This window comes from Paenibacillus ihumii (assembly GCF_001403875.1).
Taxonomy (GTDB): Bacteria; Bacillota; Bacilli; order Paenibacillales; family Paenibacillaceae; genus Fontibacillus; species Fontibacillus ihumii.
Genome location: NZ_LN884299.1, coordinates 3,359,250 through 3,377,448, shown reverse-complemented (window position 1 = coordinate 3,377,448; position 18,199 = coordinate 3,359,250). Strand labels below are relative to the sequence as shown.

The following is an 18,199-nucleotide window of genomic DNA, read 5'->3' as shown; positions in this document are numbered from 1 at the left end:
AAGGATAAGCAGTTTGATCTAGGGATACTGGAAAAAATAACGGATTGGAACATAAATACTGCTTCGGCAAGAGGGGCTAAGCCATGTGCGTGGATAACGAATATATTGCTTTTCATGAATTCGGAAGGCCTGAGGACGTCCTAAAGGCCGGACGAAAGCCCATTGCAGCCCCCGGGCCGGGCGAGGTGCTCGTACGAATGATCGCCCGGCCGATCAATCCGTCCGACTTGATTCCGGTAGGCGGGGCGTATTCGCACCGGATAACGCTTCCCTGCATTCCCGGTTACGAAGGCGTCGGCATCGTTGAGGATGCGGGGCAGGGAGTCTCCCGGGAGCTGCTTGGCAGGCGGGTGCTGCCGCTGCGGGGCGAAGGCACCTGGCAGCAATTCGTAAGGGCGCCGGCGCAATGGGCCGTGGTGATTCCGGATGGCGTAACGGATGATGAGGCGGCACAGCTGTATATCAACCCGATGACCGCCTGGCTGATTTGCCGTGAAATCCTGGGCTTGAAGCCGGGAGCTGTTCTGGCGGTCAACGCCTGCGGATCTGCACTCGGGCGGATTATAGCCCAGCTGTGCAGAATTCTCGGCGTGCGCCTCATCGCGGTGACGAGAAATGATCGCCATACGCAGGAGCTGCTTGGGCTTGGGGCGGCCTCCGTCATCAACACGGAGGAAATTTCGCTGAGGCCGGCCATCCTGGAGCTTACTGGCGGATGGGGGGCGGATGCCGCGGTCGACATGATCGGGGGCAGGCCCGGAACGGAGCTGGCCCGCTGTGTTCGCGGGGATGGCAATTACGTCACGCTCGGGCTGCTGTCAGGGGTGCCGTTGGATTGGGCTGAAATCAGGCGGGGAACGGCCGCCCGGGCGACAATGTTTCACCTGCGGCATTGGAACCAGGCAGCCGGCATTCAGGTGTGGCAGGATACCTTTCGGGAGCTGATCTCCTTGATTCTGATGAAGGAGCTGGAGCTGCAGCCGCCGCGTGCGCGTTTTGAGCTGCAGCGTGCCGCCGAAGCGGCCCGCGCCGCCAAAGTCTCTAGGGGAGCCCCGGGGAAATGCTTCCTGATGTAGCCCGTACTGTATGCTCTGGAACCAAGAGGCGAAAAAACAGCAGCCCAAGAGATTGACTCTTGGACTGCTGCTTCTAGCTTCATTCTACAGCAGGGACCATAATGCAGGCACGTTCGCAGGCTCCCAGCCCGGCAAGGAGGTGTGGGCTTGGAGACATTTGTATGTTTTGCCTCCGTACGTCACCTGATCGTTGATCTGGTAGCTAACGTTCGGTGCCCACGGAGCAATAGTATTCCCGTTATCTGCATCCGTGGTGGCCGTTACCGTAGCCGCGGCCGACACATTGCCTGCGGCATCCCGGGCTTTCACCGTGAACGTATACGTGGTGTTCGGTGAAAGTCCGGTGATCGTGGCGCTCGTGCTGGAGGTGTTCAGCTCGTTCGTACCGTAGCTGATCGTGTAGCCCGTGACGCCGACGTTATCGGTGGAGGGGGTCCAGGAGAGGGAGATGCTGGACGAGGTCTTTCCGGTGACCTGGAGGTTTGTTGGCGCCGTTGGCGGTGTCGTGTCGCCGGCAGCCGGATCGGTCGTAACGGAAAGGGGACTGCTTGGAGGAGATATATTGCCCGCGGCATCCCGGGCCTTCACCGTGAACGTGTACGTCGTGTTCGGTGTAAGCCCGGTGATCGTGGCGCTCGTGCCGGAGACGTTCAGCTCGTTCGCACCGTAGCTGACCGTATAGTCCGTGACGCCGACGTTATCGGTGGATGGGCTCCAGGAGAGGGATACACTGGTCGATGACTTTCCAGTGGCCTGGAGATTCGCTGGGGCCGTTGGCGGGGTTGTATCCGAGCCGTTGCCGGGGCCTCCCGTGCCGGTGGACAAGTCGCTCGCAAGCTTGTTCAAGAGCGTCTTGTTCCGGTCGCCGCTGAACTCCCAGAACATGGCTCCGCCTAATCCCTTACTCTTAAGGAAGGCGGTTTTGTGGCCTAGGGATTCGGCGTCGTCATAGGAAATATAAGTGCGGCTTGAGGCGTTATACAGGTATGGTACCTTGGCGTTGTCGTTCCAATAGCGTGTGTAACCGTTCTTGTTGATATATTTCGCTTCCAGGTCGCTGAAATCGAACAGGCCGGATTCCCAGGTTCCGTTCGAAACTCCGGAGCAGTTCTGGTATTGTCCGTTGCCGCCGTTGCCGCAATTTGCCCAGCCGCGGCCATAGAACGGCACGCCCAGCACGATTTTGCTCGCCGGAACGCCTGCATCCAAATGTCCTTGGACGCCGGCAGCTACGTTAAATGTCGCTGCATTAGGTACTCCTGCAGCAGCTGCGGCAGGATCGTAGTAGAGAGGAGCGTTATGGGCGCTCACAGTCTGCCAGCCGCCATTGAAATCATAAGTCATAATGTTGATCCAGTCGACAATGGATGCGATGTTAGCGAGTTCGGTGTTTTGCGCAAATGATGGTCCCGCTCCCGAGGCGATCGTCAGCAGGTAGGTTTTGCCGTCCTGCGCGCCGGCCGCGTCGAGCTTCTCGCGGATTTTCTGCAGCAGCAGCGTATAATTCTGCTTGTCCGCGGGTCTGACGCTATTGCCGGCCAGTCCGCCCCCGACCGGGTATTCCCAGTCCAGATCCACGCCGTCAAATTGATATTTGCGCAGGAAATCAACCGCCGAGTTGGCGAAGTTCTCGCGAGTTTGCGCGCTTGCTGCCACATCGGAGAAGCGGTTCGACCAGCTCCAGCCGCCGACGGAAATAATCGTCTTCAGCCCGGGGTTCTGCTGCTTCAGCTTGATCAACTGGCCGATGTTTCCTTTAATCGGCTTATCCCACGTATCGCCAGGGAAGGATTTCTGGACATCGATCCAGGGATCGCCGAGCACAATGGTGCCGTTCGGTACGTTGATCGTGCCTGCCTCATCCTGGCAGGACCAGGTGACCGGGTTAGGTCCGGTCGGGTCCGGATTCCCGTGAATGCCGTTCCAGCAAATATCCGCGAACGCATAGTTGATATGCGTCACTTTGCTGGCGTCGATATCCGTGACGTTGTAGTTCCTTCCATACGCCCCCCAGGATGGATAATAGCCGATAATTTTGTAATCGGAGGCGGCCTCCGCTTTCTGCCCCCCGTAAGCTAGGGAGGAGAACACGGACAGAGTGAGAGCGACAGCCAGCATAACGATGCTGCTCCTAGAAAATGCTCGTTTACGCAGTGCCATTACTTCAAATCACCTCATCTTCCATAGTTTTGTAGAATGCTTCAAGCATGTCAGACAAATCTAAGAATCTACCACCTCCTTCTTGAAATAATCCGTGAAAAAGCAGGAGAGAGAGAGTCGGACGACAGTGATTAAGCGTTTTCAATTATCCGATTGGCAAGCGAATCTATCTCAGGAGTTACCTACTATTGTAATTGATTGACAGAATTGTATGAAGGGAGAGGTTTGTGTGATCAGGGGAGAAAAATATGCTTGGTCGCCATAAATCATCGGCCGGCTTGCTTCTCGTACTGTGCGGTGAAATGGCTGATTTTCGTCGTTACTTTTTGCAGATGCTTCTGCATGGCTTGGATTTCATTCTCGACGTTCTTCTTGTGCTCGATCAGTATATCGCAGCGCTGCTTGAGCGTGCCTTTGCCTTGTACGCTTAAATCGACGAATTCCTTAATCTGCTTAATGGACATGCCTGTTTCCTTCAGGCAGCAGATTAGTCCGAGCCAGTCCAGATCGTCGTCGGTAAAGCGGCGTATCCCGCCTTCACTTCGCTTCACGAACGGCAGCAGCCCTTCTTTCTCATAATAACGTAGCGTATGACTGGGCAGTTTGGTTTTTTCCGATACTTGTTTAATAGAGTAGCTTGTCGTCAACTATATTCCCTCCTGAATCCAATTTGATGTGCAGCTCTTGACTTCAAGTTAACTTTAAGTTTTAAGATTCTATTGTACAATACTAATCGCTGATTCAAAAGGTCTAGATGAGGAGGATATGAATCATGAGAACGATGCAACTTGGAACCAGCAGCCTGGAGGTGCCGGTAATTGCTGTGGGCTGTATGCGCATTCAATCGCTGGAACAAGCCGAGGCGGAGAAATTTGTGCGGACAGCGCTCGACGCCGGAGCAAATTTCTTTGACCATGCGGATATTTACGGCGGCGGCCGATGTGAGGAAGTTTTTGCGGATGCGGTCCATATGAATGATGATGTGCGGGAGAGCATGATCCTGCAGTCGAAATGTGGAATTCGCCAGGGCATGTTCGATTTCTCCAAAGAGCATATATTAAATTCGGTCGATGGCATCTTGAGAAGATTGAGAACGGACTATCTCGACGTGCTGCTGCTGCATCGCCCTGATGCTTTGGTTGAGCCGGAAGAGGTGGCTGAGGCGTTCGATCAGCTGGAGAGCTCGGGCAAGGTCCGCCATTTCGGGGTCTCCAACCAAAATCCGATGCAGATCGAGCTGTTGAAGAAGTATGTGAAGCAGCCGTTAGTGGCGAATCAGCTGCAGCTGAGCATTACGAATGCCACGATGATTTCCAGCGGCATCAATGTGAACATGGAGAACGCCGCTGCGGTTAACCGCGACGGAAGCATCCTGGATTACTGCCGGCTGCATGACATCACGATTCAGCCTTGGTCACCGTTCCAATACGGCTTCTTTGAAGGCGTATTCCTCGGCAGCGAGAAATTCCCGGAGCTGAACCGCAAAATCGATGAAATCGCCGCAAAATACGGGGTCTCCAACACGACGATCGCGATAGCGTGGCTTCTTCGCCATCCGGCCAAGCTGCAGCCGGTCACCGGTACGATGAATCTGGAGAGAATTCAGGACTGCTGCAGAGCCGCCGATATCATGCTGACCCGTGAGGAATGGTACGACATCTACCGCGCTGCGGGAAATGTGCTTCCTTAAGGGGATGGGGAGGGTCTGCTGCTATAGCCTGACGGCTTAAGCCAAGCGATCCGGTGCACGGCTTGAGAAGCAAGAGTAGAGCGGGAGCATGTTCAGTGTGCTCCCGCTTTTTAATGTATGGCGTGCCCAGCTAAGCACGCATCTTCTAGCCGGTGAAAGTCCGGTCGCGGGAAGGGCCAAGCCCCCGCGTAGCTAGGATACCTACGTATGGCGAAATCTGTACGTAGAAGCGTATCGACGAAAGTACCTGTCAGAGGCAGGGCGAGCAACATACCAGGCCGTAACATGAAAGTGAATCCTGCCGCGTCGTCAAAAAGGCCTCGCAAGAGGGAAAAGAGGAAGCCGAGTCCCGCGTACATGGACGAAGGCCATGGAAGCTGCCTAGAACTTGGAGCGGCAGTGAAGAATCCTACGGCGTAGAGGGAACGGCATGGTATGAAAGAGGATGCAGTGAACTGGGGAGGCCCTCCCCTGCACGGTTGCAGAAACCGTAAAGAGGCCTTCTATAAGCCCCAGAGGTGAAGTGAACGGTCTGCAGGAAGGGAGTCCGAGGGGCTCATAGTACCGTGGAACGCAGGACAACACAACCTGCGGGAGGGAAGGAGCCCTGCTTTGTTCAAGTTTCTTGAGGAGGTACGAGTCAGTGAATGCCAAACGGCTAACAACACCAGAGGAAAACGTTCAACAACTCCAAGGGAAACTCGGTCATGCGGCCAAGGAGAACAAGAAGCGAAGATTTCACGCGCTGTACGACAAGGTCTATCGGGTAGACATCTTATGGGAAGCGTGGCGAAGGGTACGAGCCAACGAGGGCTCGGCAGGAGTGGATGGAGAGACGTTGGCAGACATCGAGAAACAGGGAGAAATGCGTTTTGTGCTTGAATGTCAACGGCTACTGAAAGAAGGGAAGTACCATCCACAACCCGTTAGACGCCACTACATCCCGAAGAAAGATGGCAAACTGCGACCGCTGGGGATCCCGACGGTGAGAGACCGCGTCATCCAGATGGCGACCAAACTCGTCATGGAACCCATTTTCGAGGCGGATTTTCAGGACACGTCTTTCGGTTTTCGGCCTAAGCGGAGCGCGAAACAGGCGTTGGAGCGAATCCGGAAAGCATGCAACCGCAAAGGAAATTGGGTGGTCGACGTCGACATCCAAGGCTACTTCGACAACATCAATCAGGAGAAACTGATGAAGCTGATCGAAATGCGGATCAGTGACAGGCGAATCTTGAAGTTGGTGAGGAAGTGGTTAGGTGCGGGAGTGATGGAAGAAGGAAACATCCGACGCTCAGACTTGGGTACACCGCAAGGGGGAGTGATCTCACCACTGCTGGCGAACATCTACCTGAATTACTTTGATCTTCTGTGGGAACGACATGGCGGTAAGCTTGGGGAACTGACGCGTTATGCAGATGATCTGGTGATCATCTGCAAGACGAAGAAGGACGCACAGCGGGCCTATGAACTCATACGAGCGATTATGGAACGCCTGGAATTAACCCTGCACCCCACGAAAACGCGCATCGTTGGACTTTGGACTGGGGAAGAAGGCTTCGATTTTCTGGGCATGCATCATCGAAAGACGAAGGCCGAAACATCCAAAGGCCAAGTGTACTACACAACCCAGCAGTGGTTGTGCCGGAAGGCGGAAGAGCGAATACGGGAAGGGGTAAAAGAGCGATTAGCTCCGCCAGGTATGCGACGCCTGAGTTTCGAAGAGCACGTGGAGTACCTGAATCCAAAGATTCAAGGCTGGCGCAATTACTACTACACAGCTTACAGCCAGAGGAAGATGGCGAAGTTGGATTGGTATATCCGGCAGCGGTTTGCGAAGTGGTATGCTAAGAAACACAAACGCAGACGATGGTTGAGTTCGCTGCGCGAAGTGAAGTCTTTGTCTATTCAATATGGACTTAAAACGCTCTTGTAATCTGCATGCTCATGATGACGAACATCGGAAAGCCGTATGAGGGAAAACCTCACGTACGGTTTGATGAGGAGGGGCTGGGCCCCGCCCAGCCTTTCACTCTAGCATATTCATGAAAGCTTCTCCCACTTTGCCCACATTTCCTGCGGATTCAGCTCATAGATTCCGTTCTCCCTGAACATAAACTGGTGCATGATGAATTCCCGGCGAATCGTGGCAAAATCCTCATGGTAATTCTTGATGAACGCATTGATTTCCGGCTCATTGTATTTACGTCCGAGCTCAAGCTGGGATACAAGATGCTCAAGTACGATCAGCTTCTTCTTCAACTGGGCAGGAATGCTCTTTAATTTGCCCTCGGCGGTAAAAAAGTTCTTAATGACGGATTCCTTGGTGCGCTGCTGCTGTTCATCCAGCATAATTATTCCTCCTTCGGATGCCCGGTGAATCAAGCGGACCGTGGCCTCGGCGCTGTTTTTCAGAAAATAGTGGTTCAGTGAAAAAAAGATCGTATTCTTATCTCTGCGTTCGTTAATCAGACTCGCTTCTCGCAGCTTTGCAGCGTGGTGGGTAATGGTAGCCGGGGTAACACCAAGCTTCTTAGCCAGCTCCTGCCCATTCCGCTCACCGTCCGCAAGTAAAATTAGCATGCGAATTCTTGTAGGATCGGCAAGCGCCTTATGATAGGTTACGACCTTGTCTAATTGCAAAAGCAAAACACCTCCACTGCCTGGCATTTAAATTAATTAAATGATTATCTAATTAGATAGATGTTAAATTAGATTCTAATGGAAGTCTGGAGCAGTGTCAATGAATAAAATGAGAAACGCTAAGGGAGTGGTGTCCTGCATTACCTAGACTGCAATTCGTCCTGCAGTCCTCACAAGCATGCGATGACTCCTCCTCATGGCCTGCAAGATGCTCTGGCTCGATTATGAAAGGGGTTATCCCAGAAGTCATCATCGATGGCTGGGGGGGCCTTCATATAAAAAGCTAAGCTATCCGTTTCTGCAGAATCCATTTTTGCGGAATCCATTTTTGTGAAATCCATTTCTCCTTTGCCTGCATCCCATTCTTTGGCTCATCTTATATCAGCTATCGAACAGGAACATACGCTGTCGAGCTCGAACATAAGTTATCGAACTCATACACTAAATGGATTTATATAATCTTTACCGACCACCATAGGCTTAGGTTTCCTATCGAACTCATACTACGAAATGGAATTCATGTATCTAATTATGCTCTGAACGAATAATTCTATGGATTAGATGAATTTCATGCACCTAAAATCAAGAATCCCGCGCTAGATGGACTGCTTCCTTTTTTTAACGACATGAAATCCATTTTAATTTACGTTCCTTTCTTTGCCGCACAAATTAACTACTAAAAATCCATTTAGAACGAGAAGTCCGAGATTCATGATCGGCCAGAACGAAGTCTCCACGATTCATGCTCGTTCAGAACAAGTCTCCGAGATTCATGCTCGGCCAGAACGAGAAAACCTCGATTCATGCTGCGCGTAAAGGGAGGTGGAGAGTTGGTCACCATCAATCTGTTAAAGACGAATGTACGTTTTACCACCAACCACTATATACGAAATTCACCCCTTAGAACGGATGTTGGAAAAAAACCTGGTTTAACCAATAAATTTTAGGGGTACATTTTTGATGGCGATTTAAGGTCAAAAGTTTAAAACTTACTCAGAGGAACTAAAGATGGGGCTATTCGCCTGCAACGTAGAGGAAAAATGGACAGATCAACAGATCAACAGATCAACGAACATATAGGCATTTAAGACAAAAACCGAATGAAACGGTGAATGCGGAAATATCGAGAGCAAGGTAAGTTGGATTACTGGATCAGCGAGGATGACGAAAGGAGTAATTGGATTAGGAACGTTATGTGCAGCGGCTAAAGCGGGAGAATGAGATGCTAAAAAGTGTTTGGAAATTTGGATGAGGGAGGGAAGAAAGAACGGTTCAAGCTCGTTAAATAGCAGCCCGGCGAGGACAGGTAGCTGAACTGTGCAAGCTATTCGGTGCTTCCAGAAGTGTTTACTATGCCTATTGAAGCGGAAAAATTATGACCGGAATGCCGAGGCCAAGCGTCAAGAATTTACGACATTGGGACGGGGAGACAGCGAGTTAGCACAATGTATAAACGCTATGAAGGGAAATACGGTTATCGGCAGCTCCCACTATTTTATGACAAGATAACGGCGTATGGATGAACTGCAAGAAGGTATTGCGCCTTACGCAAAGAGCCTGGTCTTCAAGCCAGCATTCGGTGGAAACGCCAGTATACAGCCTAGGTGTTTTTTTCAATGCCCACAAAATTGGGGCTTGACCACCCTTGAAGTCGGGTGGCTTTATCCCATAAATCTGTTGAGAAGTTGGACTATTTTTGAAGAACTCCGTTTTTCAAACAGGAAGCTACCCCTCAAAGTAGTTTTTCAACTACTTTGAGGACAGCCCCTTCATACGCTGAATATTACTTCCAGGTGGTCACGGCATCGACAGGCAAACGATAGGATGGCCGGCCTTCGGTGGCCGCCTTGCCGATAGAAATGATCATGACAGGAACATGACGCTCTTTCTCCAGGCCGAAGGCTTCGGCAATTTGCTGCTTGTCATAGCCGCCGATTGGATTCGTGTCGTAGCCATGGGCGCGGGCAACAAGCATGATCTGCATCGATACGAGACCGGCATCAATGAGCACGATATCCCGCATATCCCGTTCGGGCAGATTTTCATATATCGGCTTGTAAGCGGAGATTAGCTTCTCTTTGACATCTTCGGGCATATAGCCGAGTTCAACCGATTTCCCATAGATTTCGTCAGCCTTCTCAAAGCACTTCATATCAGCGAAAACGGCGATTACAGCCGCTGAAGTGTTGACCTGATTCGTATTGAACGAAGCGAGCTCGGCCATTTTGGCTTTGCCCTCCGGCGTATCGATGACTACGAACCGCCATGGCTGCATATTTACTGAGGAAGGGGCGGTAGTTGCTTCCGCTAGAATCTCCGTCATTTCCTCGCGGCTGATTTTTACATGGGGATCATAATTTTTCACAGAACGGCGTCCAAGGACGATGTCCTTGAAATCATTAATAATGCTTGTATTCATACGTGTTCCTCTCCTATCTCTATTAGTATTTGCTGATGTTGCTTTGAATCCTCACTAACATGTCAGTTAATATGTGCAGCTCTTCCGGGCTAAAGTCCTGCAGCATCTGGTTAACAAAGCAGCGCTTTTCCGTACTGCAGGCTATGATCTGCTCCCGTCCTTCCGTGGTCAGGCTGACAAAGGTCTCCCGGTGGTCGGACGGATTCCTCCGCCGGACTACCATCCCCTGGGCTTCAAGCTGCTTTAAATGCCGGGTGATGGCTGCATTGTCGATATTGACCGATTTCTGCAGCGTGGATTGAGTCATTTCATCCGTCTGATACAATTGATGCAGCAGCTCGAAACGGGACAAGCTCATATTGGTATTGCGCTCAAACTTTGGGCCGAACTGATTGCAAAGCTCTCTAAGCAGGAACAAAATACGTTCTTGATCTGAAACGGAGCAATTCATGTAATGACCTCCTAGATGCGGCAGCAAACGAACCTGCTTTGATGTGAAACAGCCAATTAATTGATGGGTCAATATTTGATCCATCAATTAATTTAATACATAACAATAAAAAATGCAAGGGAGCGGCTCAGCTTATTATGCCCAATTTTCTTCCATGATCAAGATGTTCGTTATAAGGATTGCATTCCATCCTAGCAATCTTGGGAGTACGGGTTGTTTCGTAGTAAAACCAAACTCCTGCAACACAGATAGCCCTTTTAAAAAAACTACTCATCGGTTAGTATTAAGTCAAGAAATACCAACTATTGAAATGGTGGCCATAACTTAAACCGGATGCGAGAGGTGCTTCATGAGACGATACATATGCCTTTTGTTATTAATTATCCTGCTGGCTTTAGTCACGATCGGCTGTTCGGAACATTACAAAACGGATTTTCTTAAGAAATTCGATTCCTATCTCCAATATTCTTTAGGGGAATTTGAAGTGATCGACAAGCAGGAAATCAAGTGGAGAGCAGATCCTCTGCCTGTGAGCGGAACGGGGATACAGTGGGTTGTAAACTTTACGGACGACCGCGGTATCGAAAGGGAGTTTAAATTTCGCAATTACGGCTATACGCAGGGCGGGGATCCATCCAATTTCGGGTATGCAGTAATGGAATATGCCGTGAGCTTAGGCAAAGAGCAAGTGATTACAGATGTGCTGCTTAAATACTTCCATCCCGAAGAAATCGGATTACAAGAAGACAGAACGAATGAAACGAAAACCTCTGTTCTAGTCATGAATGAGTACCCGCTTAAAGGCGATGACTACTATGCAAATTTTGTTCACCCCAAAAAAGGGCTTCAGCTGAAATCGATTCATCCGAAGCAGCTTGTTCAGGAATGGGGGGCTTCCTATGGCTTTAAGTTCAATACTATAATTGATGATGACGATGACCAGATGAAAGAGCTGATTGCAAAAATAGAACAGGCATTAAGAGATTATGCAAAGTATGTAGATGATTATGATCTTCTTCCCGTTGAAGTGCAGGGGGAGAACTATGATGACGGATACTATGGGACATATGACAAGGAGACGGACACATTTACTTGGATCAGCATGAAGGATTATCTGGAATCGCTAAAGTACATTGACGGAAACTTAAAAAAAGTTCCAAAGGTGCTTATTAACGGTCAAGAGTATATCGTTGGAGAGAACTACGAGGAGCAAGGAATCTACTTTTTTGCAGATAGCGTAAATTATTGTGAAGCTACAGAGCAGTATCATATTAAAGACTTTGAGGATATCCTCACCCTGCTGGGATACCAGGTATCGAAAAGCCAAAATAACTCTGCACCAATAAATTGGCAAGCAGGCGAAGACAAGTACACGGTCAGGAAATTGAAAGGCTGGTCCCTCCAAAAGAACGGAGGAAGCAACTTGCTGAGCTACAATGGCCATGAGTGCGGAGGAATCTCGCAATCCGACTTTGAAATGGTTAGTCAAACCACCGTTTATATGGACAAGGAAAAAGAGACGCTTGTAATCAACAGCAAGTAGGAGCTCGATTTAAACCGGCCGGAGCAGCTGCCATCAAGAGGAGGGGTTATTTGAGAAGAGTCGAAATGGCTCCCTGGACGGAAGGCTGGACTGAATTATACCGCAAAGAAGAAGGTTTATTACAGTCCATATTTCCGAATGAATTACTTGAAATTCATCATATCGGAAGCACTTCCGTCCCTCAGATTGGGTTTGCAAAGCCAATTATTGATATTCTAATTGTCGTTAAGGATATTAACAAGGTAGACGATTATAATGAGCAAATGATTCTTATAGGCTATGAACCACGAGGGGAGCAAGGAATTGCTGGCCGTCGATATTTCCCAAAAGGTGGAGACCATAGAACGCATCACGTACATATTTACGAGGCCGGAGATATCAATATCGAGCGTCATTTGAACTTTAAAGAATACCTAATGAATCATCCTGATGAAGCTAAGGCATACGGAGAATTGAAATTGCAACTAGCCAAACAATTCCAAAATAATGTTCATGTATATCAAGATAGAAAAGGAGCCTTTTGTACCGAAATTATAAAAAAGGCTATAAGATGGGCGTCTGAAAGAAAGGGAGCTGAATTATATCTCCGATTTTAATTACCCGTGCCTATGAACCCAGGAAACTGTAGATCGAATTGTTTTAAGTACTGTAGTCTGAATTTAATTTACCTGATTGATAGTACAGGTAATCCATCATCTCATTCTAGTGAGCATGACCCGCGGATCTCTCTGTCTAAATGGATTTATAGTAGTTAGTTTCTGCGGCAAAGTAAGGAAAGCAAATTTAAATGGATTTGATGTGGTTAGAAGAAGGGAATTGTCCATTCTGGGCGGGATTCTTGATTTTAGGTACATGAAATCCATCTACTCCCCTAAAACATTCGTTTTGGAGCATAATTAGATACATGGAATCCATTTCGCGTTCGAGTCCGATAGCTTATACACATATAGGCTAACAAATGGAATTTTAGTGTTTTTGAGTCCTATAGCCTTAATTATATAAAATAAGCCAAAGAATGAGACTTTAGTGTTCGAGTCCGATAACTTGCATAAGATGAGCTAGAGAACAGGATGCAGGGAAGGAGAAATTGATTCCTCCAAAAAGCCTTCTTCAAAATTAATTTTGCAGAAACGGATAGCTTTCTCAAAGAAAGGGGGGCCTCTGTCATCCAGGATGACAGAGGGCCCCCTTTGCCAGGCGTACGGCTTATAATAATATGTCCACATTAATTATTCTTCCATAATCAAATAACGTAGCAATCCGCGTATTGTGGTATTCTCTAATTTAATATTAGAAGATTCATTGTAAACGTCTTGTATTACTTGAATAACATCATCTTCACTTACATCATTGCTTAAGCGAACAATGAAGGTCTGGTCGTTGTCTTTTAAGAAGTTTAAAAGTAAATTTTTATATTCTGTTGGGGAACTCACTTCTAATCCGTTTCTTCTATAGTAATCCAATGAGCTGTCACTACTTGTAAATTGCTTTAATCCTTCATCTGTCCAATAAGCTTTATCAAAGGTAAATTCTAGATCCTCTGCTGTTTCATCGTCTGAATTATATAATAAGTAGAGGACACCAGAATTTGTTCCATTATTTGTAGGATCAACATTGTACCATTCCCCATTGATTTCCACTTTATTCCACGCGTGAGGCACACCTCCAAGATAGCCTGTTACAACAATGCTATTTAAGCCTGACAAATCACTAAGCAGCTTGTAGGCTGCCGCGTAACTAGCACATACCCCGACTTTTTTCACCATTATGCCGTAGGCCGTAAAAGAATCATTAAATTTTTTATCAACATTCTTATAATCATTTTTCTTAGCATCATTCAAGGCTGCGTCATCATACTTTGCATGATCATTTAAATAATCATAAATAGCTTGACGCTTTTGGTCATCACTCATATCATCTGTAATCATTTGCGAGATAATATGGTGCGCTTCTTTCATGATTTCTTTTTGTTTTTTGGCAATATTATTTTTACTGTCACTATAGTCAATATAAAGAGTTGAGGTTTTATAATCGAATCCATAGCTCTCAATATCTAATATTAGTGGATTTTGATATTGTACTTTTTGTAAGGTATCCGCTAAAAAATCAATAACAAGCGCCTCTGGGAATGCTTTTAATGAAACTTCTTTATTAGCGGCAATTAAATTTAATGCCAAGTATTCTTCTAATGCAGAATCAGCGTTAATTTTGTAATCATTTCCTGTGTCTGTTAGAGGAACATATTCTTTATTGCCTTCATCCAATTGTTTTTGTGTATTTTCTTTTTGCCGTTTAATCAAATCATCACTGTTATTTTTTGAATTATCGACAACAGAGAAATCGGGAGCGTATTCCATCGCGTTTTCCGGCTCAACTAGACCTCCATTGCTGTGATCCCTGGCATCTTGATTATGTATATAATTACTCCATTTTTGTTCATCAAATGATAATACTAAGGTTGTACCGCTAATTGCTGTTCCTTTTACTTTATAAGGGATTAGAGCAAAACCATCTTTGTCGTACTGAATATCCTTTTCATAAATAAGATCTCGCTCCAAAGTAGTTGCATTATCTATTGCAGTTAACTTGATTTTTTTAGGTAAATCATCTATCGTTTGAAAACTCGAGTAATATAATTCATGCAATTCTTTCATACCCGTTACAAGGGTTTTTGATAAATTAAATGTGCTGACTGCAGGGCTGAAATTTGATTCATTTCCATGTTGATCAACAGCCGTTACATAATATTCTCCTTGAACCATCATGTTTTGTGCGATCGTTGCTTTTCTTCTATAATCATCCGGTTCATCCCCGACGAATAACAACCCTTGATCTCCATCTGATGCAAAATCTTGAAATTCTGTATCTGTAACCGTTCCAATCAAATACGGATAAGTATGTTTATACCCTTGCTCCGCCCCATTGTTTTTTTCGGCATTATTCATAGACATTACATTATAAACATTATATTTTTTAGCACCTTTTACTTTGTTCCATACTAATTTAAATCTTCCTTCAGCATCAATTTGATAGTTAGCATTCGGTGATTGCAATGGAGACTTGATGGTAAAAGGGACAACTATAGGATTATCCAATTTTGTCGGCGTCTCTGCATCTAAATCATAACGGATACAAATATAATAGATGGGGGCATTTCCCCATGAGTTTTCTTTGTCCCTAGAAGAATCAAAAGTGGTTAGTACAGGATCGAATGAACTTACAGTTAACACACTTTGACTAGCGTCAGGGTCCTTAACTTTTTCGTAAGTAGATACTTCACTTTCATATAAACACCTTGCATCTGTATGTACAGTTACGATACGCCTCTTAAATCTATCTTCAGCATCCTCTTTAAACAGTTCAGCAAGATCCTGCTCACTATGAGGGAAAGCATCGGTAGAATAGATATTCGAGTTGAATTTAAATGTAAATACTTGATTGTAATTCACATTATATATTGGTGTTAAGTATTGTTTTTCCTCTTTTTTCTTATACTTCATTTTTAAATCTGACACCGTTGTTAGCGATGAATGTGCTGGTGATGTTTCCTGTGATTCTGATTGTTTTTGATTTTTTTCTGGATTAGCTATATTACCTCCTTCGCAACCTGATAATATAAAAGCAATAAATAAGATTAGGGTGAATATCCTTTTCAAATTTTTAACACTCCCTTGAGCAATAATTAAATATTATAGCAGATACTGGTTAAATGGAAATATGTGAGGTAAATGCAAGCATCTCCATGATCAACTTGGATTCATGTTTAATCAAAAACCACCTGATTTAAGCGAAAGGAGAGGGGTTGTGAAGGATCGGATTCCTGAGATTCTTGTTTATATGCAAGAATCTGTGACTCAAGATATAACCGTGGAAGAAACTGCAAATCGCTTTGGTTACAGCAAATATCATTTCAGCCGGGAATTCAAACGGTTGACAGGATTTTCAGCAGCGGATTATATGTCCTCTTTAAAAGTCGAGCTTGCCAAACAAGCCCTGCTTCGTAATGAACAATCTGTTACAAATTCTGGATTTGATGCGGGTTATTCCAGTGTCGGCACTTTCTCTACCACATTCACAAAGAAAACCGGGCTCTCTCCACGCGAATATAAGCAGCAAGTAGAAGCGCTATACAGTGTGGCGAAGAAATGTGAAGAAACCCCCACAACGGTTGTCGGTCACAAACACCCTCTTGCATCGGAAACAAGCCGCTGTTTTATTTCCGTCCATTATCCCGAAGGTTATCAAGCCGGGATCACGTTTGTAGGATTATTCAAGAGCCCGATCCCCAATCACCGGCCGGTGGCCGGAGTCGCCCTCACCAAAAAGAACACGCATCTCTTTGAGCATATTCCGAACGGTACCTTCTATCTCCTGGCTTGTTTCATTGAGAGAACGTTCAATCCGCTGCGTTATTTCGTGCTGGATGACTGCTTGCGCGGACGTGTTCAGCGTCGGATACATTTCCCCCAAGATCATGACCAAACCTTTTATATCCCGCTGCGTGTAGCCCTACCGGAAGATCCGCCGATCGTGGTCAATGTACTAAAGCTGCTCGCGGATTCTTTAAAAACTTAGACCTGCCGTCGACCATCAGACAATTCCCGCAATAAATGAGAAGTTTGTTGTTCATTTTTCTGTCAAAATGAGCTTGTACCCCTATTTTTAACAGAAAGGACTGGGATCCATGGAAATGACAATCACGCCTTACCTCATGCTGGATGGGAGGGCGCAAGAAAGCCATTCATTTTTACCAGGAGCTCTTTGATGCGGATATCATTGGACAAGAATATTTAAAGGATTGGCCCGGGGAAATGGGGGTTGAGGTCACACCGGAAAATGAAGGGCGCGTGATGCACGCTCATTTAAAAATCAGAAATTCCGAAATCATGCTGGCCGATTACCTTCCCGGCCAAACTCCCCAATCCGGTTCATCCATCAACTTGATGATCGTTGTCAAAGAAGCAGAAACCGCGAAAAAACTCTTTTCCCTTTTACAAAACGGTGGAAAGGCAATCATGCCGCTCCAGGAAACGGGATTCAGCCCGGCCACCGGTCAAGTCATCGATAAATTCGGGATCGAATGGCAAATTGTAACCGATCAACCCGATACGGAAAGCTGACCAACGTATTGAATTGCAAACTTGGCGTTTTGTATGAACTCTCATACAAAACGCCTTTTAGACCCGGGTCGGCCAAACGCGCCGATCGCTTCATGAAAAACGTCGGTACTTGGTATGGCTATGGCTACGGGATGAATTTCGAGAGATCGACTGATTCCTCGGGCTCACCGCATGCTCGATGTGTTCTCAGAGCTTTGTAAGTGCTATTCTAAAGCCAAGATCATCTATCTTGAAATCAGGCATGCTTTTTCTTCTAATCGTAGAACCACAATTGTTTTCAACTTCAGCCCAACTGCCTCCCCGAAAAACTCTGTAGTTCCCATATCGATCAGTATCATACAGATCCCAGCACCATTCCCAAACATTGCCGATCATATCGTAAAGCCCCCATGGATTAGGAAGCAGTTTTCCGACTTGTTGAGCTGAACCATTGGAGTTTTCTTGATACCATGCAATCTTATCAATTCTTTCATACCGATATCCCCTGGTTCCCGCTTTGCACGCATACTGCCATTCAGCGTCTGATAGTAATCGAAACCCATTCGCTTTTTTGTTATATATAGTGTTCTCACTTTCACTTGTGATTGTGTAGCATTCAGTCCTGCCAAGTATTCTGGACAATGTGTTACAAAAGACAAGAGCATCTAACCACGAAACATTCGTAATTGGCAGGTTATTCACATTAAGTTCAACTTCTTCTCCATGCATGACAAAATGATACAATTGCTGTGTTACCGGATACTTCATTACATAGAGTGGTTCGATCGTTTCAGTCCATGTAATAACTTTTTTATCACTTCCTCTTCCAGGGTCTGATAAAGTGTAGTCAGAGCTAAGCCATTTATTCATATTAATATAATCGCGTAATTCAACGATTCCACCTTCTATGGGTACCATTAACTTCATTAAATCTTTTAAAAAACGCTCTCTGTCATTTCCATATTTTCCGATTGTCAATTGACCTCCTGTCTATTTTAATATTTAAACTTCCTTTTTCATAGATTCACCACTCTGCATCAATTTCACATTTAAAGGGAACTGAAACGTGTAGAGGAGAAATTAGCAGAACTTGATAATCGCTTCGATAAATTTTCATC

At 46.4% G+C, this 18,199-nt stretch carries 14 protein-coding genes; 7 read left to right on the top strand and 7 right to left on the bottom strand.

The genetic code is table 11. The annotated features are described in order from the left end of the window. Window positions 1-83 precede the first annotated feature (83 nt). Window positions 84-1,076: a zinc-dependent alcohol dehydrogenase family protein gene (locus tag BN2762_RS22425; protein ID WP_055109065.1), complete on the top strand. Its 993-nt coding sequence runs from the start codon at window positions 84-86 to the stop codon at window positions 1,074-1,076. Between the two features lie 84 nt (window positions 1,077-1,160). Here the strand turns inward: BN2762_RS22425 and BN2762_RS22420 are convergent, their stop codons facing one another. Next, window positions 1,161-3,194, bottom strand: a complete 2,034-nt coding sequence (locus tag BN2762_RS22420; RefSeq protein WP_230202571.1) for a glycosyl hydrolase family 18 protein — start codon at window positions 3,192-3,194, stop codon at window positions 1,161-1,163. 308 nt (window positions 3,195-3,502) lie between these two features. Further along, window positions 3,503-3,883: a MerR family transcriptional regulator gene (locus BN2762_RS22415; RefSeq protein ID WP_055109063.1), complete on the bottom strand. Its 381-nt coding sequence runs from the start codon at window positions 3,881-3,883 to the stop codon at window positions 3,503-3,505. A gap of 125 nt (window positions 3,884-4,008) precedes the next feature. Between BN2762_RS22415 and BN2762_RS22410 the strand changes: the two genes are divergently transcribed. After that, a complete protein-coding gene (locus tag BN2762_RS22410; RefSeq protein ID WP_055109062.1) occupies window positions 4,009-4,926 on the top strand; it encodes an aldo/keto reductase in 918 nt (305 codons plus the stop codon). A 643-nt stretch (window positions 4,927-5,569) separates the two neighbouring features. Then, window positions 5,570-6,862 carry a group II intron reverse transcriptase/maturase gene (gene ltrA, locus BN2762_RS22405; protein WP_055107312.1) on the top strand — a complete coding sequence of 431 codons (1,293 nt, stop codon included), beginning with the start codon at window positions 5,570-5,572 and terminating at the stop codon, window positions 6,860-6,862. A 107-nt stretch (window positions 6,863-6,969) separates the two neighbouring features. On the opposite strand, the gene BN2762_RS22400 is transcribed toward ltrA, so the two are convergent. The 3 genes from BN2762_RS22400 to BN2762_RS22385 all read right to left on the bottom strand — a co-directional run bounded on the left by BN2762_RS22400 (window position 6,970) and on the right by BN2762_RS22385 (window position 10,439). After that, complete coding sequence (locus BN2762_RS22400; protein ID WP_055109061.1) at window positions 6,970-7,569, bottom strand: DUF2087 domain-containing protein; 600 nt, start codon at window positions 7,567-7,569, stop codon at window positions 6,970-6,972. 1,783 nt (window positions 7,570-9,352) lie between these two features. After that, on the bottom strand, window positions 9,353-9,988 hold the full coding sequence (locus BN2762_RS22390) for a nitroreductase family protein (RefSeq protein WP_055109059.1): 636 nt from the start codon (window positions 9,986-9,988) through the stop codon (window positions 9,353-9,355). Window positions 9,989-10,010: 22 nt separating this feature from the next. Continuing rightward, the gene (locus BN2762_RS22385; protein WP_055109058.1) at window positions 10,011-10,439 is read right to left on the bottom strand and encodes a MarR family winged helix-turn-helix transcriptional regulator; all 429 of its coding nucleotides are present in this window, start codon (window positions 10,437-10,439) and stop codon (window positions 10,011-10,013) included. Between the two features lie 349 nt (window positions 10,440-10,788). Between BN2762_RS22385 and BN2762_RS22380 the strand changes: the two genes are divergently transcribed. Together BN2762_RS22380 and BN2762_RS22375 are read left to right on the top strand one after the other, a co-directional pair. Then, window positions 10,789-11,982, top strand: a complete 1,194-nt coding sequence (locus BN2762_RS22380) for a hypothetical protein (protein ID WP_230202570.1) — start codon at window positions 10,789-10,791, stop codon at window positions 11,980-11,982. A gap of 50 nt (window positions 11,983-12,032) precedes the next feature. Next, on the top strand, window positions 12,033-12,578 hold the full coding sequence (locus BN2762_RS22375) for a GrpB family protein (protein WP_148499985.1): 546 nt from the start codon (window positions 12,033-12,035) through the stop codon (window positions 12,576-12,578). Window positions 12,579-13,211: 633 nt separating this feature from the next. Here the strand turns inward: BN2762_RS22375 and BN2762_RS22370 are convergent. Continuing rightward, window positions 13,212-15,638, bottom strand: a complete 2,427-nt coding sequence (locus BN2762_RS22370) for a transglutaminase domain-containing protein (RefSeq protein ID WP_055109057.1) — start codon at window positions 15,636-15,638, stop codon at window positions 13,212-13,214. A 103-nt stretch (window positions 15,639-15,741) separates the two neighbouring features. Between BN2762_RS22370 and BN2762_RS22365 the strand changes: the two genes are divergently transcribed. Together BN2762_RS22365 and BN2762_RS22360 are read left to right on the top strand one after the other, a co-directional pair. Then, window positions 15,742-16,557 carry a helix-turn-helix domain-containing protein gene (locus BN2762_RS22365; RefSeq protein ID WP_230202569.1) on the top strand — a complete coding sequence of 272 codons (816 nt, stop codon included), beginning with the start codon at window positions 15,742-15,744 and terminating at the stop codon, window positions 16,555-16,557. 143 nt (window positions 16,558-16,700) lie between these two features. Beyond that, window positions 16,701-17,102 carry a VOC family protein gene (locus BN2762_RS22360; protein ID WP_222861107.1) on the top strand — a complete coding sequence of 134 codons (402 nt, stop codon included), beginning with the start codon at window positions 16,701-16,703 and terminating at the stop codon, window positions 17,100-17,102. A gap of 186 nt (window positions 17,103-17,288) precedes the next feature. On the opposite strand, the gene BN2762_RS22355 is transcribed toward BN2762_RS22360, so the two are convergent. Continuing rightward, on the bottom strand, window positions 17,289-18,008 hold the full coding sequence (locus tag BN2762_RS22355; RefSeq protein ID WP_055110297.1) for a formylglycine-generating enzyme family protein: 720 nt from the start codon (window positions 18,006-18,008) through the stop codon (window positions 17,289-17,291). Window positions 18,009-18,199: the final 191 nt, after the last annotated feature.

What these genes read in the sequence shown, in the direction of transcription:
- BN2762_RS22420 (WP_230202571.1), bottom strand. Translation starts at nt 3,194, where the DNA reads ATGCTGGCTGTCGCTCTCACTCTGTCCGTGTTCTCCTCCCTAGCTTAC.
- BN2762_RS22380 (WP_230202570.1), top strand. Translation starts at nt 10,789, where the DNA reads ATGAGACGATACATATGCCTTTTGTTATTAATTATCCTGCTGGCTTTA.
- BN2762_RS22355 (WP_055110297.1), bottom strand. Translation starts at nt 18,008, where the DNA reads ATGAAGTTAATGGTACCCATAGAAGGTGGAATCGTTGAATTACGCGAT.
- BN2762_RS22410 (WP_055109062.1), top strand. Translation starts at nt 4,009, where the DNA reads ATGAGAACGATGCAACTTGGAACCAGCAGCCTGGAGGTGCCGGTAATT.
- BN2762_RS22390 (WP_055109059.1), bottom strand. Translation starts at nt 9,988, where the DNA reads ATGAATACAAGCATTATTAATGATTTCAAGGACATCGTCCTTGGACGC.
- BN2762_RS22385 (WP_055109058.1), bottom strand. Translation starts at nt 10,439, where the DNA reads ATGAATTGCTCCGTTTCAGATCAAGAACGTATTTTGTTCCTGCTTAGA.
- BN2762_RS22365 (WP_230202569.1), top strand. Translation starts at nt 15,742, where the DNA reads ATGTTTAATCAAAAACCACCTGATTTAAGCGAAAGGAGAGGGGTTGTG.
- BN2762_RS22360 (WP_222861107.1), top strand. Translation starts at nt 16,701, where the DNA reads ATGGGAGGGCGCAAGAAAGCCATTCATTTTTACCAGGAGCTCTTTGAT.
- BN2762_RS22425 (WP_055109065.1), top strand. Translation starts at nt 84, where the DNA reads ATGTGCGTGGATAACGAATATATTGCTTTTCATGAATTCGGAAGGCCT.